Genomic DNA, 14,407 nt, shown 5'->3' on the forward strand with positions numbered 1-14,407 from the left:
GATGAAGCGATCGATGCTCGCGGCGGGTGCCGCGTTCGCGACGGCCGCAGTGGTGCTGACCGGCTGCAACAAGAGCAGCGGCAGCGGCTCCGGCGGCGGTAGCAGCGTCGTCGGTGTCGACTACCCCCGGTCCGACACCGACTTCTGGAACTCCTACATCAAGTACGTCCCGCAGTTCGGCAAGCAGGACGGCCTGGACCTCAAGACGACCAACTCCGAGAACGACATCGCCAAGCTGGCCGCCAACGTGCAGACGCTCATCGGCCAAGGTGTGAAGGGCATGGTGCTGGCCCCGCAGGACACCGCCGCGGTCGCGCCGACGCTGGACCAGCTCAAGGCGAAGAAGATCCCGGTCGTCACCGTCGACACCCGCCCCGACAAGGGCGACGTCTACATGGTGGTCCGCGCGGACAACCGCGCGTACGGCGAGAAGGCCTGCAAGTTCCTCGGCGACACGCTGAAGGGCAAGGGCAAGGTCGCGATGCTCGAAGGCGACCTGGCCTCCATCAACGGCCGGGACCGCACCGAGGCGTTCAACCAGTGCATGTCCCAGAACTACCCCGGCATCAAGGTCATCGGCCTGCCCACCGAGTGGAAGGGCGACGTCGGCGCGAACAAGCTGCAGACCACGCTCGCCGCCAACCCCGACCTGAACGGGATCTACATGCAGGCGGGCGGCGCGTTCCTCGCCCCGACGCTGAACGTCCTGAAGCAGAAGGGCCTGATCTTCCCGCCGGGCAACCCGAAGCACATCACGATCGTCTCCAACGACGGCATCCCGGAGGAGCTGAAGGCGATGGCGGCCGGGCAGATCGACGCGACCGTGTCGCAGCCCGCCGACCTGTACGCCAAGTACGCGCTCTTCTACGTCAAGGCGGCGATCGACGGCAAGAAGTTCGCCCCCGGCAAGACCGACCATGACTCGACGATCGTCGCGCCGCGGCCTGGCCTGCTGGAGGACCAGATCCCCGCGCCGCTCGTCACCAAGGACGGCACCTACCCGGGCTCGCTGAAGGCGTCGGACCCGCAGCTCTGGGGCAACCAGATCAAATGAGCGTTCCCGCCAGCGCCGCGACCGGCATCCCGCCGGTCGCGGCAGCCCACAGGATCACCAAGCGCTTCGGCGTGACCGTCGCGCTCGACGACGTGTCGCTGACCGTGAACGACGGCGACGTGCACGCCCTCGTCGGCCGCAACGGTGCCGGGAAGTCGACCCTGGTGTCGGTGCTCACCGGCCTGCTGGCCCCGGACTCGGGGACGGTGGAGTTCGGAGGTGAGCCGGCGCCGTCCCTCGCGGACCGGGAGGCGTGGCGGCAGCGCGTCGCCTGCGTCTACCAGAAGCTGACCGTCATCCCGTCGCTGTCGGTCGCCGAGAATCTCTTCTTGAACAGGCAGGGGCGCGGCCTGATCTCCTGGGGTGCGCTGCGCCGCCGCGCCCGGGAGCTGCTGGACACCTGGGAGGTCGACGTCGACGTCCAGGCGCCCGCCGAACGCCTCACCGTCGAGCAGCGGCAGCTCGTCGAGATCGCGCGGGCCCTGTCGCACGGCTCGCGGTTCATCATCCTCGACGAGCCGACCGCCCAGCTCGACGGCCAGGCGATCGAGCGGCTGTTCGCCCGGATGCGCTCGCTTCGCGAGTCCGGGGTGACGTTCCTGTTCATCAGCCACCATCTCGACGAGGTGTACGAGGTCTGCGACACCGTCACCGTGATGCGCGACGCCCGGCACATCGTGACCTCCCCGGTCGCGGAGCTGGACAAGCAGGCGCTCATCACCGCGATGACCGGTGAGGCCACCGGGCTGATCGACCTCGGCTCCGACCGGCCCGCGCCGGCCCGCGACGCCGAGCCCGCGCTCGGCGTGACCGGTCTCGGCGTCCCCGGCGTCTTCGAGGACGTGTCGCTGACCGTGGCCCCCGGCGAGATCGTCGGACTGGCCGGGGCCGGCGGCTCCGGGAAGATGACGGTCGGCGAGTCGATCGTCGGCCTGCGCCGCGCCGCCTCCGGCACGGTGAAGATCGGCGGCAGAACGCCCCGGTCGGGCAGCGTGCCGGCCGCGCTGCGCGCCGGCCTCGGCTTCGTCCCGCAGGACCGGCACAAGGAGGGCCTGGTCCCCGGCCTGTCCATCGCCGAGAACGCCACGCTCACCATCCCCGAGCGGCTGGGCCGCTTCGGGATCGTCGGGCCGCGCCGCCGTGACGAACTCGGCGTCAAGGCCATCGGCGACCTGGACATCAAGGCGGCCGGCCCCGAGCAGCCGGTGTCGGCGCTGTCCGGCGGCAACCAGCAGAAGGTCGTCATGGCCCGCGCGCTCGCCAACGATCCCAAGGTGCTCGTGCTGATGCAGCCCACCGCGGGAGTCGACGTCAGAGCGAAGGAGACGCTGCTGGGAACGGCCTCGACGGCGGCCGCCGGCGGCGCCGGCGTCCTGATCATCTCCGACGACCTGGACGACCTTCGCCCCTGCGACCGGGTGTTCGTCCTGTTCAAGGGCGCCGTCGTCGCCGAGATGCCGAAGGGATGGGACGACCACGAACTGATCGCCGCGATGGAGGGCATCCGTGACTGACACACAGACGGCCTTGGCCGCGCCGGCCCGGGGCCGGACCACCGCGCCACGGCTGGCACGCCTGCGCGACCTCGCGCTGGTACCGGCGATCATCGTGATCGGCATCGTCGGGTACTTCGTCAATCCGGTGTTCCTGCACTGGGACAACCTGGTCAACGTGCTGCAGCAGCAGTCGGAGATCTCGCTGCTCGTGCTGGCCGAGGCGCTGGTGCTGATCGCCGGCCGGATGGACCTGTCGCTGGAGTCGACGTTCGGGCTCGCGCCCGGGGTCGCCGCCTGGCTCGTGCTCGCCCCAGGGATCACGCACGGCCTCGGCTGGCTGTCCGGCGCGTGGTCGATCCCGCTCACTCTCGCCGTCGGTCTCGTCATCGGCTGGGTCAACGGCCTGCTGATCGTGCGGTTCCGCCTCAACGGCTTCATCGTCACGCTGGGCATGCTGATCGTGCTGCGCGGCCTGCTCACCGGGATCAGCGGCGGCAAGACCTTCTTCAACCTGCCGAACTCCATGATCTACCTGGGCAACGCCGTCTGGCTGGGCCTGCCCGCGTCGATCTGGATCTGCCTGGTGCTGTACGCCGTGGCCATCGCGGTGACCGGCTACACCCGGTTCGGGCGGGCGCTGTACGCCATCGGCGGCAACGCCGACGCCGCCCGCGCCGCCGGCATCCGCGTCGACCGGATGCTGTGGGGCACCCTCGTCGTGGCCAGCGCGCTGGCCGCGCTCGGCGGTCTGCTGCTCACCGGCCGGCTCGCCTCGGTGGCGGCCAGCCAGGGCAACGGCGCGATCTTCACGGTGTTCGCGGCGGCGGTCATCGGCGGCGTCTCGCTCAACGGCGGCAAGGGCACGATCTTCGGCGCCTTCACCGGCATCCTGCTGCTCTACATGATCCAGAACGTGCTCACGCTGGCCGGCGTCCCGGCGCAGTGGATCGGCGCGCTCAACGGTGCGATCATCCTCGTCGCCCTGATCATCAGCCGGATCACGTCAGGCCAGGCACAGGAGTAAGCGATGGAACGCCGCAGACTTGGAAACTCACCGGTCGAGGTGACGACGCTGGCGTTCGGTGGCGCCGCGATCGGCGGGCTGTACGCCCCCGTATCCGACGCCGACGCCACGACGACCGTGCGCCGCGCGCAGGAGCGGGGCATCGGCTACTTCGACACCGCGCCGCACTACGGCACCGGGCGGAGCGAAAGCCTCCTCGGCACCGCCCTCACCGGCGAGTACGTCCTGTCGACGAAGGTCGGACGGCTCCTCGTCCCGCTCGAGCCGGGGGAGCCGCCGGAGGACGTGGGGTTCGCCGACCCGCCGCCGTACAAGCGGGTCTGGGACTGGAGCGCCGACGGCATCCGCCGGTCCCTGGAGGAGTCGTTGAAGCGCTTGGGCGTCGACCACGTCGACATCCTCTACCTGCACGACCCCGACGACCACGAGGAAGAGGTCTACGCGACGGCGTACCCGGCGCTGGCCGCCCTCCGCGACGAGGGCGTCGTCGGCGCCATCGGCGCCGGGATGAACCAGACGGCGATGCTCACGCGGTTCGTCGAACGGCTCGACCTGGACGTCGTGCTGTGCGCCGGGCGGTACACCCTGCTCGACCGGTCGGCGGAGGAGGACCTGCTGCCCGCGTGCGTGCGACGCGGCACCTCCGTCGTCATCGGCGGCGCGTACAACTCCGGGCTGCTGGCCGGCGGCACGACGTACAACTACGCGCCCGCTCCGCAGGAGCTGCTCGACCGCGTCGCCGGCCTGGAGCGGGTGTGCGCCGAGCACGGGGTGCCGCTGCGGGCGGCGGCACTGCGCTTCGCGCTCCGGCATCCCGCCGTCGCGAGCGTCCTCGTCGGCTGTCGTAGCGCCGCCGAGGTCGACGACAATACGACTCTGTTCGAGACGGACATTCCCGAGGCGCTGTGGGAGGCCCTTTGAGCCCCGTGCTGCTGGACGCGCACCACCACCTGTGGGACACCGGACTGCGCGACTACCCCTGGATGGACGGCGCCTGGGCCGACCCCATCATGGGCCGGTTCGACGCGGCCCGCTACACCGGGCTGACCGCGCCGTACGGCGTGCGCGACTCGATCGTCGTCCAGGCGCTGCAGGACGTCGCCGAGACGTACGACCTGCTGTTCACCGCGGACAACCCGGTCGAGCTGGAACACGGCGACGAGCCCGGGCCGATCGCCGGCGTCGTCGGCTGGGTGGACCTCACCGCGCCCGACGTGGCCGACCGGCTCGCCGAGGTGCGGGAGAGCCCGTCCGGCCGGCTGCTCGTCGGCATCCGCCACGGGGCCCAGGACGAACCCGACCCGGAGTGGCTGCTGCGCCCGGACGTCCTGCGCGGCGTCCAGGCCGTCGCGGACGCGGGCCTGGTGTACGACCTGCTGGTCAAGCCACCGCAGGCCGACGCGGCGCTGGAGCTCGCCCGCCGCCTCCCCGAGGCCTCCTTCGTCCTCGACCACGCCGGCAAGCCCGACATCGCCGGCGGGGTGTGGGAGCCGTGGGCCCCCTGGATCACGTCGCTGGCCGCGCTGCCGAACGTCACGGTGAAGCTGTCGGGCCTGGTCACCGAGGCCGCCCCCGACTGGAAACCGGCCGACATCCTGCCGTACGCCCGGCACGTGCTGGACTCCTTCGGCGCCGACCGCGTGATGTACGGCTCCGACTGGCCGGTCTGCACACTCGCCGCGTCGTACGAACAGGTCCTCGACCTGGCCCGGGAGGCGGTGCCGGACGGCGACCGGGACGCCGTCTTCGGCGGGACCGCCCGCCGCGTGTACGGGATACGTTGAGATCATGCGGGTCGGGCTCTTCGTCACGTGCGTGAACGACACGCTCTTCCCCGGCACCGGGCAGGCGACCGTCCGGTTGCTGGAGCGTCTCGGCTGCACGGTGGAGTTTCCGCTGGAGCAGACGTGTTGCGGGCAGATGCACTTCAACACGGGGTATCGCGATGACGCCCGGCGGCTGGCCCGTCGCTTCACCGCGGTGTTCGAGGGCTATGACGCGGTCGTGGTTCCGTCGGGGTCGTGTGCGGCGATGGTCCGGGAGTGGTACCCCACGCTCGGGGTGGAACCGCGGGCCGCGGTGTATGAGTTGTCGGAGTTCCTGGTCGACGTCCTCGGGGTGACCGATGTGGGGGCGTACTTCCCGCACACGGTGACGTATCACCCGACCTGTCACTCGCTGCGGTCGCTGCGCGTCGGTTCCCGGCCTTTGGACCTGCTGTCGAAGGTGCGGGGGCTGACCCTGGTGCCCTTGGGCGGGGCGGATGAGTGCTGCGGTTTCGGCGGCACGTTCTCGCTCAAGAACTCGGCCGTGTCGGCCGCGATGTGCGCCGACAAGGTGCGGGGCGTCCTGGACACCGGCGCCGAGGTGCTGTGCGCCGCCGACAACTCCTGCCTGATGCACATCGGCGGCTCGCTGGCGCGCCAGCGCACCGGCGTCCGCGTCGTCCACCTCGCCGAGATCCTCGCCTCCACGGAGGACTCATCATGAGCGGGCGCGCGTCGTCTGGACTGAGGAGCGCAGGGAGCGAAGCGACTGGAGCGACGAGGGAAGACGGCGCGTGGGGCGACCGCTCACCGCGCTCCCGGAGGGAGCGCAATCGAGCATGAGCAGGACATTCGTCGGGATGCCGGCGTTCCCCGAGGCGGCGTCGCGGGCGGTCGGTGACGCGCAGTTGCGGCACAACCTGCGCAAGGCCACGCACACGATCCGGGCCAAACGCGCGGCCGTCGTCGGCGAGCAGCCCGACTGGGCGGAGCTGCGCGCGGCGGGTGCCGCGATCAAGGACCGTACGCTCCGGCACCTCGATGTTTACCTGGAGCGGCTGGAGTCCGCCGTCACGGCGGCCGGCGGGCACGTGCACTGGGCCGAGGACGCCGCCGAGGCGAACCGGATCGTCGTCGACCTGGTGAAGGCCACCGGTGAGACCGAGGTCGTCAAGGTCAAGTCGATGGCCACCCAGGAGATCGACCTGAACACCGCGCTGGACACCGCCGGCATCCGCGCGTACGAGACCGACCTGGCCGAGCTGATCGTCCAGCTCGGGGACGACCTGCCCTCGCACATCCTCGTCCCGGCGATCCACCGCAACCGCGCGGAGATCCGCGAGATCTTCACCGGCCGCATGGCCTCCTGGGGCCGTCCCGCGCCGGAACACCTCCAGGACGACCCGCGCGCCCTCGCCGAAGCCGCCCGCCTCCACCTGCGCGAACGCTTCCTGTCCGCCAAGGTCGGCATCTCCGGCGCCAACTTCGCCGTCGCCGAGACCGGCACCCTCGTCGTCCTGGAGTCCGAGGGCAACGGCCGGATGTGCCTGACCCTGCCCGAGACCCTGATCTCGGTGGTCGGCATCGAGAAGATCGTGCCGACCTGGCGGGATCTCGAGGTGTTCATGCAGCTGCTTCCGCGTTCCTCGACCGGGGAGCGGATGAATCCCTACACCTCGATGTGGACGGGTGCGACCGAGGGCCAGGAGTTCCACCTCGTCCTGCTCGACAACGGCCGCACGTCCGTGCTGGCCGATCAGGTCGGTCGTCAGGCGTTGCGCTGCATCCGCTGTTCGGCCTGCCTGAACGTCTGCCCCGTCTACGAGCGCGCGGGCGGCCACGCGTACGGCTCGGTGTACCCGGGGCCGATCGGCGCGATCCTCACCCCGCAGCTGCGTGGTCTGGCGGGCCCGCTGGAGGAGTCGCTGCCGTACGCCTCGACGCTGTGCGGCGCGTGCTACGAGGTCTGCCCGGTCGCGATCAACATCCCGGAGGTCCTGCTCGACCTGCGCGCCAAGGCCGTCACGAAGGGCCACCGCGCCGAGCGCCTGGCGATGGGCGCCGCCCGCCGCGTCCTGGACAACCCGAAGTGGCTCGCGGCGGCGCAGCGCTCCGCTGGCCGCCTGCGCCGCTGGACCCCGCGCCGCCTGCCGGGCCCGCTGTCGGCCTGGTCCGACACCCGCGAGGTCCCCGTACCGCCGCGCGAGTCCTTCCGCGACTGGTGGACCCGACGACCGAAGGCGGAGTCATGAGCTCACGGGACCGCATCCTGGCTCGTGTACGGTCGGCGCTCGCCGACGTGCCCCGTACGGAGGGGCCGGAGGACGTCGAGGTGCCGCGCGCGTACGACCGGAGCCGCTCCGGCTTGGACGTCGTCGAGCTCCTGGTCGACCGCCTCGTCGACTACAAGGCGATCGTCCACGAGGTCACCGACGTGGATTCGGCGGTCGCCGACGCCCTACGCCGACGCGAGGCCCGCCGGGTGGCCGCACCGCCGGGCGTCCCCGCCGCGTGGCTCGGCGACGCCGAGGCCGTCCGCGACGACCCCGCCCTGACCGCCGCGGAACTCGACGGCCTCGACGGCGTGGTGACCGGCTGCGCCATCGCCATCGCCGAGACCGGCACGATCATCCTCGACGCCGCCGCCGACCAGGGCCGCCGCGCACTCACCCTGATCCCCGACTACCACCTGTGCGTCGTACGCGAAGACCAGATCGTCCGCACGGTGCCGGAGGCCCTCGAACACCTCGACCCGACCCGCCCCCAGACCTGGATCAGCGGCCCCTCGGCCACCAGCGACATCGAGCTCAACCGCGTCGAAGGCGTCCACGGCCCCCGCACGTTGGAGGTCCTCCTCGTACGTGGCGTCGGTTGATCATTGGCGATCGCTGAGGTAAGAACCGCAGCGCTCACCGGGGATCAATGGTCATCGCTCAGTTGTGGGCGAGGCGAAACCGCTTAAGTCGTACTGAGTAGTGGCTCTTGACGATCGAGTGGCCGTGCTCTTCGCGTTAGCGGATCGTTGCGATCGTTACTTCAACACACTGATCGCTCTGGGTCTGGCTGCGGGTGGATTTGCGCCATGTGACGTCATAGAACTCGGGGGGCAGAATCGGCATGGCCGCTCTCATCGCTCACTGGGAGGACTCCGCGATGGTGACGATGAGGTCGGCCGAGTCGGCCGCGCCAAGCGCCGCCGCGCGGAGGTGATCGAAGCCAAGCGTAGCCGCACGAATGTCGGCTCCGCGTTCCAAGAAGAGATGGCCGCCAATCGTGTCGACGAAGACAACGTCGCGGTCTCCCTGCTCAGGGAACGAGTAGATTCCGAAGGACCCGGCGAGAGACGCATGCGGGCCAGTGCTATAGGGGACCACCTGGATGGTGACGTGGGGACGTCTGGCCTCTTGGGAAAGGCAAAGCAACTGCTCATGCATGATGTTCGGCCCACCGATCACCCGCCGTAGGGCGGCTTCGTCGAGTATGACCCAGAGAGCGAGGTCGCCAGCGGCGACAATGGCCTGGCGTTCCATGCGTAGCTGAATGCGGCGTTCCACCTCCTCCTTGTCGAGGTCGAGGGGGCCGCTGCGGGTGATGATGGCTCGGGCATAGTCGGGGGTCTGGAGCAGGCCAGGTATGGCCAAAGCCTGGAAGATGCGTAGCCCGGAGGCCGCTGTTTCGAGGTCGATGACGGTGGCGTACTCCTTGTCCAGGAGGTCGCTGAACGGTTGCCACCAACTCTTCTGCTTGGAGTCGCGAGCGAGTGCGATAAGGCGGTCGCGGGTCTCCCCAGGACCGACGCTGTACAGGTCGAGCATGTCGGAGACGTCCCCCCAGGCGACCGAGATGCGACCGTTCTCGATTCGGGAGATCTTGGAGTTCGAGGACCAGCCGAGGCGTTCGGAGGCCTCATAGCTCGTCAGGCCGACCGCCTCACGGAAGCGGCGTAGCTCCGCCCCGAGTCGACGACGGCGGGCGGTGGGGGAGGACTCTCGCGCGCTCATGACCCTTCCAAAGAATCTTGAAGCTTTCGACTGAAAGCAGTTGCACGAACACAGTTGGTTACCGCATGCTCAGCCTATGCAGGATAGCGCTCTATACCGCGTCATGCTGCGGTGTTTGGCGGACAAGCTGCTTGTCCGAAGTCTGGTGGTCGTGCCGATCACCTGCGACGGCGCGGAGTCGTTGCGAGTGTCACGCGGCCGACGGGTGCTCTTCATCGCCTGTGTGCTGACACCCGACGGCCGTTGGGCGTACGTGTGGTCGCGGGGCTGGGCTCTCACCGACGACCGGCATGCGCCGACAATGATCCAGAAGGAGCTGGCGTGGTTCAGACGCTGACAGAGACTCTGCCTGGCACGCCGGACCAGGTGCGCAGAGTGCGGCGCATCGTCGGCGTCGCGCTCGGCGACGCTCACCCATGCCTAGATGACGCCGTACTGCTCAGCAGCGAGACGGCCACGAACGCCATAACCCATTCCGACAGCGGGATGGAGGGCGGGAAACTCACCCTGCGCGTGGAGTGCACCGGCACTTGGGCGCGCGTCAGCGTCCGCGATGACGGTTCCTTCAGGCTTCCATGCTGGTGTCGAGCCGGTCGCACCGCCACCAACGGGCGGGGAACCGAGCTCCTGGACAACCTGGCCACCCGCTGGGGCGTCCTCCGCGAAGGCGTCGGTAGCACCGTGTGGTTCGAACTGGAGCACTGCGCGTCATCAAGTCAGACCCCCGAGTGGCCTGGGCAACCGACATGACGAGCGTTCTCAGAGGCGGCCGGCGCGGCGGGGATCGAGCCGGGACGGTGGCGTCGTTGCGATATCCGACTGCCATGCCCGACGGGACCGGCTCCGCCGACTCGGCCCTGTTCGTTGGCTTCCGGACGCATCGAGCGAAACCCGGTTGCATCCATAGCCGGGGTTCCCAATCATCACGATATGGGTGTCCAGCGATGCGAGATGCATGATCTGCCGATCGGCCAGTGCCCCTGTTCTCGGGCGAGCGCGGGGACTCCTCGGCAGGTATGGGTGACGGAGCGAGGAGCGGCCTATCACCGATCGGCGCACTGTGAGGGCCTGGCCGACGGCCATCGCTACGCCGCTCGTCTCGGGCTGGAGATCCACGACGCCGTTCCGATCCCCTACGACGACGCGCGTGCCCGAGGTCTGGGCGAATGCGCCGTCTGCTTTCCGAACGTGTGAACGGCTCCTCGCGTCGGCTGTTCGGCGTCGCGTGCGAAATGCTCGGCGAACGGTCCAGTAGCGGCGGACAGCCCCCACGAACCGCCCATCTCCACGGCGTTCGCCGAGTTTTCGGTACGACGGAGCGCTTGCGGTTCAGGCGGTGGTGCAGACGGTGCCGTTGAGGGTGAAGACCGACGGGAGGACGTTCGGGCCGCTGTAGGCGGCGACGAAGCCGATGCTCGTGCTCGCTCCGGCGGCGAGTTTTCCGCCCGTGTCGGGGCTGGTGGCCTTGACGTCCCGGCCGGTCTGGGTCCAGGTGGCGTTCCAGCCGCTGCTCATCTGCTGCCAGCCGGTCGGCCACGTGAAGGTGAGGGTCCAGCCGTCGATGGGATCGGGACCGTTGTTGGTGATGTCGATGTTGGCGACGTAGCCGTTGCCCCAGTCGCCGTTGTCGGCGAAGCGGACGGTGCAGGTGCTCGCGGCCGGGCTGCCGGTGGCGAAGGTGAGCGGCGGTGAGGCCGACGAGACATTGCCGGCGGTGTCGCGGGCCAGGACGTTCACCGTGTACCGGGTGCCGGGGGTGAGGTTGTGGACCGTGAGCGAGGTGTCCGTCGTCTCGCCGAGTTCCTCGCTGGCCGCGCCGGCCTGCCGGTACACCTCGTACTTGGCGATCGGGTGGCCGCCCGGCGCGGCGGCCGGCCAGGAGAGCGTGGCGGTCTGGTCGGTGACCGCCGAGGCGGTGGGCCGGCCGGGTGCCTTCGGCGCTCCGGTGGGTGTGTTCGCCGGGTGCATCACGATCGTGGTCAGCGAGTACGGAGGCAGCGTCCGGCCCGTCGCGTCACCGTCGTGGGTTGAGGTGACCGACGTACCGCCGTTGACGTACGAGTAGACGGTGGGCGCGCCGTCAGCCGGGGTGAAACCGGTGTAGTCGATGGTGACCGGGTGGGCGTTGTCCGGGTCCTTGTTCACCAGCAGCACCGCGAGGTCCCCGTCGGGGCGGCGTACGGCGTGCGCGGTGACCAGCGCCTGGTCCGTGCCCGCCCGGACGAACCGGTCGCCGGGGCGGGCGAAGGCGTTCATCATCGACAGGCCGTGGTACGGCGCGAACGGGGTGTTGAGCGGCGGCTCGCAGGTCTTGCCGTCGGACGTGCAGCCGGCGCTGGAGAGCATGCCCATGTCGCCGTAGTCGGTCTGGCCGGCCACCGTGGAGACCGTGCCGATGCCGTTGTGCACGTTCCACCAGTTCACCGTGAACACGCCGTTCTCCATTAGCCCGCTGTACGCGTCGGCGAGGAAGAGGGCGGCCGGCTGGGTGTCCTCGCCGACACCCACGTTGGTCTCGGTGAGGCTGATGCCGATCCGGTCGGCACCCGCGCCGGCGTACTGGGAGATCTGGCGGCGGGCCAGGTAGACGGCGTCCTCGATCTGTTCCGGCTTGGTCAGTGCCTCGGCGGCCGTGCCGCCGCCTGGGTACCAGTGCACGTCCACGAAATCGATCTTCGATCCGGCGATCGACAGCACGGTCTTGTTCCACGACGCGGAGTCGCCGGTGGCGGTGATCGCGTCGGGCCAGTTCCCGGGCATGGTGAGCACCGCGCCGACCTTGATCGTGGGGTCGACCGCCTTCATCGCGTCCGCGAACGCGACGACGCCGTTGGCGTACGCCGTCGGGCTCTTGTCGGCGTGGTCGTCGGCTTCCCAGTTCGACCCGTAGTGGCCGTTACCGTAGTTCTCGTTGCCGATCGTCCAGTACTTGGCGCCGTAGCCCTTCGTCACGTTCGCGTACCGCACCCAGTCCGCTGCCTCGTCGGGCGTTCCCGTGCCGTAGTTGGCAATGATCATCGGCTGCGCGCCGACCCGTCGTACGGAGCCCATGAAGGTGTCGAAGTCGGTGTTCGGCGCGACGTAGCCGCCCGGCGCGGTGTTGGTCTTCCAGTGGAAGATGTCACCGTACGAACCGCCCGGATACCGGATCATCCGCACTCCGGCCGACTTCAGCAGGTCGGACACCGCGGGGGTGCCGAGCTCGGCGTCCCAGACCGCGTCGTTGACGCCGAGAGCAGTGTCGGGCATCGTCGCCAGGCCGCCACGGGCGTTCACGGAGACCTTCACGGGCGTGGTGTCCGCGCCGGCGTGCGGCGAACCGGGCCCGGTAAGGGAGACGGCCGCGGCGAGCGCGGCCACGGTCGCGGACAGGACGGGACGCAGGCGAAGCCTCATCGGGGGTCCAATCACCGGTGATCAAAGTGGCCTCATGCTGAGATCCCGACTCGGGCCTGTCAACGGACCTCGGGCGGCGCGCGGAGCCGATCCGAACGGGCGTCTCGTGGCAGGGGGTCATCCGGCCTGGTCCGGGCTCGGCAGGCCCCGGCGAGTCCCGGCCAGGACCGGGCGATCCCTGAGCGCCGGGCGTGAAACTTTCGCGCAGGTCACCAGGTCTGAGCGGTCCGCCACGCGGAGCGTTGACCCTCCCGAAGAGCCCCTCTTAGCGTTCGGTTGTCCGGAAACCGGACGCATTCCGCCATGCCGTACGGGCCGTCTCCCACCCAGCCCGCCGCACCGTGAGGAGGACCTACGCGGTCATGAAGCTGAGGATGAGGATTCTGGCGACACTGCTCGCCATGGCGCTGGCCGCGGCCGGTGGGTTCGCGTCCATACGCAAGGCGTCGGCGGCGTCGCTGGTCGAGGTCACGAACTTCGGCAACAACCCGACGAACCTGCGAATGTACGAGTACGTGCCGAACTCGGTGGCGGCGCACCCGGCGATTCTCGTGGTCTCGCACTACTGCACCGGCTCGGGACCGGCGATGTACTCGGGCCGTCCGGAGTTCCCGCAGCTGGCGGACAGGTACGGCTTCATCATCGTCTACCCCTCGGCGACTCGCAGCGGCTCGTGCTTCGACGTGTCGACGGCCGGCGCGCTCAAGCACAACGGGACCAGCGACCCGGCGGGCATCATGTCGATGGTCCAGTGGGAGGAGCAGCACCGGAACGCCGACGCGGGCCGGGTGTACGCCACCGGCGAATCCTCCGGCGCGATGATGACCAACGTGCTGCTCGGCGACTACCCCGACGTGTTCAAGGCCGGCGCGGCGTTCGCCGGGGTGCCGTTCGCCTGCTTCGCCACCACGGACGGGTCGCTGTGGAACAGCGCCTGCGCGAACGGCCAGATCAGCAAGACGCCGCAGCAGTGGGGCGACCTCGTCCGCGCTGCCTATCCGGGTTACACGGGGGCACGCCCCCGCATGGAGGTCTGGCACGGCACGGCCGACGGCACGCTGAACTACAACAACTTCGGCGAAGAGATCAAGGAGTGGACCAACGTGCTCGGCGTGAGCCAGACGCCGAGTTACACCGACCACCCGCAGTCGTCGTGGACCCGCACCCGCTACGGAGGAACGGGCACCACCGCGCCGGTCGAGGGCATCAGCGTCCAGGGCGCCGGTCACGGCGTCTACACCTCGGGGATGGGTGAGCTCGCCCTGCGGTTCATGGGTCTGATCGGCGACACGTCGACCCCGCCTCCCGGGGGCGGCGGGACGGGCGCCTGCCGGGTCGGCGCCACGGTCAACGCCTGGAGCACCGGCCTGACCGAGAGCATCACCATCACCAACACCGGCACGTCCGCCATCAACGGCTGGTCCCTGGCCTTCGCTCTCCCGAGCGGCCAGACGTTCACGTCCGGCTGGAACGCGACCTTCACCTCCTCCGGAGGCCAGGTCACCGCCGCCAACACCTCCTACAACGGGTCCCTGGCCGCCGGCGCGTCGACGAGCATCGGCTTCCAGGCCTCCCACACGGGCAACACCGCGACGCCGTCGGCCTTCACCCTGAACGGAACCGCCTGCGCGGTCGCCTGACCGCGCCGCGACCGCCGATCCCTGGCGTTC

Annotated in this window: 15 protein-coding genes; 12 read left to right on the forward strand and 3 right to left on the reverse strand. The window is 69.8% G+C overall.

Annotation, left to right across the window (positions count from 1 at the left end; all coding sequences use genetic code 11):
- The first annotated feature begins 1 nt into the window (after nucleotide 1).
- The 8 genes from ACYVF7_RS09625 to ACYVF7_RS09660 all read left to right on the forward strand — a co-directional run bounded on the left by ACYVF7_RS09625 (nucleotide 2) and on the right by ACYVF7_RS09660 (nucleotide 8,215).
- Complete coding sequence (locus ACYVF7_RS09625) at nucleotides 2-1,054, forward strand: sugar ABC transporter substrate-binding protein (protein WP_460337985.1); 1,053 nt, start codon at nucleotides 2-4, stop codon at nucleotides 1,052-1,054.
- A complete protein-coding gene (locus ACYVF7_RS09630; RefSeq protein ID WP_460337988.1) occupies nucleotides 1,051-2,568 on the forward strand; it encodes a sugar ABC transporter ATP-binding protein in 1,518 nt (505 codons plus the stop codon). Before ACYVF7_RS09625 ends, ACYVF7_RS09630 begins: the two co-directional genes overlap by 4 nt.
- Nucleotides 2,561-3,574 carry an ABC transporter permease gene (locus tag ACYVF7_RS09635; RefSeq protein ID WP_460337991.1) on the forward strand — a complete coding sequence of 338 codons (1,014 nt, stop codon included), beginning with the start codon at nucleotides 2,561-2,563 and terminating at the stop codon, nucleotides 3,572-3,574. The genes ACYVF7_RS09630 and ACYVF7_RS09635 overlap by 8 nt, the downstream gene beginning before the upstream one ends.
- A 3-nt stretch (nucleotides 3,575-3,577) precedes the next feature.
- Entirely contained in the window at nucleotides 3,578-4,495 is a 918-nt protein-coding gene (locus ACYVF7_RS09640) for an aldo/keto reductase (protein ID WP_460337994.1), read from the forward strand.
- A gap of 5 nt (nucleotides 4,496-4,500) precedes the next feature.
- On the forward strand, nucleotides 4,501-5,358 hold the full coding sequence (locus ACYVF7_RS09645) for an amidohydrolase family protein (RefSeq protein ID WP_460357853.1): 858 nt from the start codon (nucleotides 4,501-4,503) through the stop codon (nucleotides 5,356-5,358).
- 4 nt (nucleotides 5,359-5,362) lie between these two features.
- The gene (locus ACYVF7_RS09650; protein ID WP_460337997.1) at nucleotides 5,363-6,064 is read left to right on the forward strand and encodes a (Fe-S)-binding protein; all 702 of its coding nucleotides are present in this window, start codon (nucleotides 5,363-5,365) and stop codon (nucleotides 6,062-6,064) included.
- A 115-nt stretch (nucleotides 6,065-6,179) separates the two neighbouring features.
- Entirely contained in the window at nucleotides 6,180-7,592 is a 1,413-nt protein-coding gene (locus ACYVF7_RS09655) for a lactate utilization protein B (RefSeq protein ID WP_460337999.1), read from the forward strand.
- On the forward strand, nucleotides 7,589-8,215 hold the full coding sequence (locus tag ACYVF7_RS09660; protein ID WP_460338003.1) for a LutC/YkgG family protein: 627 nt from the start codon (nucleotides 7,589-7,591) through the stop codon (nucleotides 8,213-8,215). Before ACYVF7_RS09655 ends, ACYVF7_RS09660 begins: the two co-directional genes overlap by 4 nt.
- A 136-nt stretch (nucleotides 8,216-8,351) precedes the next feature.
- On the opposite strand, the gene ACYVF7_RS09665 is transcribed toward ACYVF7_RS09660, so the two are convergent.
- The gene (locus ACYVF7_RS09665; protein WP_460338006.1) at nucleotides 8,352-8,471 is read right to left on the reverse strand and encodes a DUF397 domain-containing protein; all 120 of its coding nucleotides are present in this window, start codon (nucleotides 8,469-8,471) and stop codon (nucleotides 8,352-8,354) included.
- 3 nt (nucleotides 8,472-8,474) lie between these two features.
- Complete coding sequence (locus ACYVF7_RS09670; RefSeq protein WP_460338009.1) at nucleotides 8,475-9,341, reverse strand: helix-turn-helix domain-containing protein; 867 nt, start codon at nucleotides 9,339-9,341, stop codon at nucleotides 8,475-8,477.
- A 115-nt stretch (nucleotides 9,342-9,456) separates the two neighbouring features.
- On the opposite strand from ACYVF7_RS09670, the gene ACYVF7_RS09675 reads away from it, so the two are divergent.
- The 3 genes from ACYVF7_RS09675 (at nucleotide 9,457) to ACYVF7_RS09685 (ending at nucleotide 10,535) form a co-directional block, all read left to right on the forward strand.
- Nucleotides 9,457-9,678 carry a hypothetical protein gene (locus ACYVF7_RS09675; RefSeq protein WP_460338012.1) on the forward strand — a complete coding sequence of 74 codons (222 nt, stop codon included), beginning with the start codon at nucleotides 9,457-9,459 and terminating at the stop codon, nucleotides 9,676-9,678.
- Nucleotides 9,663-10,091: an ATP-binding protein gene (locus ACYVF7_RS09680; protein ID WP_460338015.1), complete on the forward strand. Its 429-nt coding sequence runs from the start codon at nucleotides 9,663-9,665 to the stop codon at nucleotides 10,089-10,091. Before ACYVF7_RS09675 ends, ACYVF7_RS09680 begins: the two co-directional genes overlap by 16 nt.
- Before the next feature lie 270 nt (nucleotides 10,092-10,361).
- Nucleotides 10,362-10,535 (forward strand): hypothetical protein, encoded by a 174-nt coding sequence (locus ACYVF7_RS09685; protein ID WP_460338018.1) that lies wholly within the window; start codon nucleotides 10,362-10,364, stop codon nucleotides 10,533-10,535.
- Nucleotides 10,536-10,670: 135 nt separating this feature from the next.
- On the opposite strand, the gene ACYVF7_RS09690 is transcribed toward ACYVF7_RS09685, so the two are convergent.
- A complete protein-coding gene (locus ACYVF7_RS09690; protein ID WP_460338021.1) occupies nucleotides 10,671-12,737 on the reverse strand; it encodes a cellulose binding domain-containing protein in 2,067 nt (688 codons plus the stop codon).
- 362 nt (nucleotides 12,738-13,099) lie between these two features.
- Here ACYVF7_RS09690 and ACYVF7_RS09695 point away from each other — a divergent pair, with 362 nt between their 5' ends.
- Nucleotides 13,100-14,377 carry an extracellular catalytic domain type 1 short-chain-length polyhydroxyalkanoate depolymerase gene (locus tag ACYVF7_RS09695; RefSeq protein ID WP_460338024.1) on the forward strand — a complete coding sequence of 426 codons (1,278 nt, stop codon included), beginning with the start codon at nucleotides 13,100-13,102 and terminating at the stop codon, nucleotides 14,375-14,377.
- Nucleotides 14,378-14,407: the final 30 nt, after the last annotated feature.

It is taken from the genome of Actinoallomurus acanthiterrae (genome assembly GCF_054775715.1).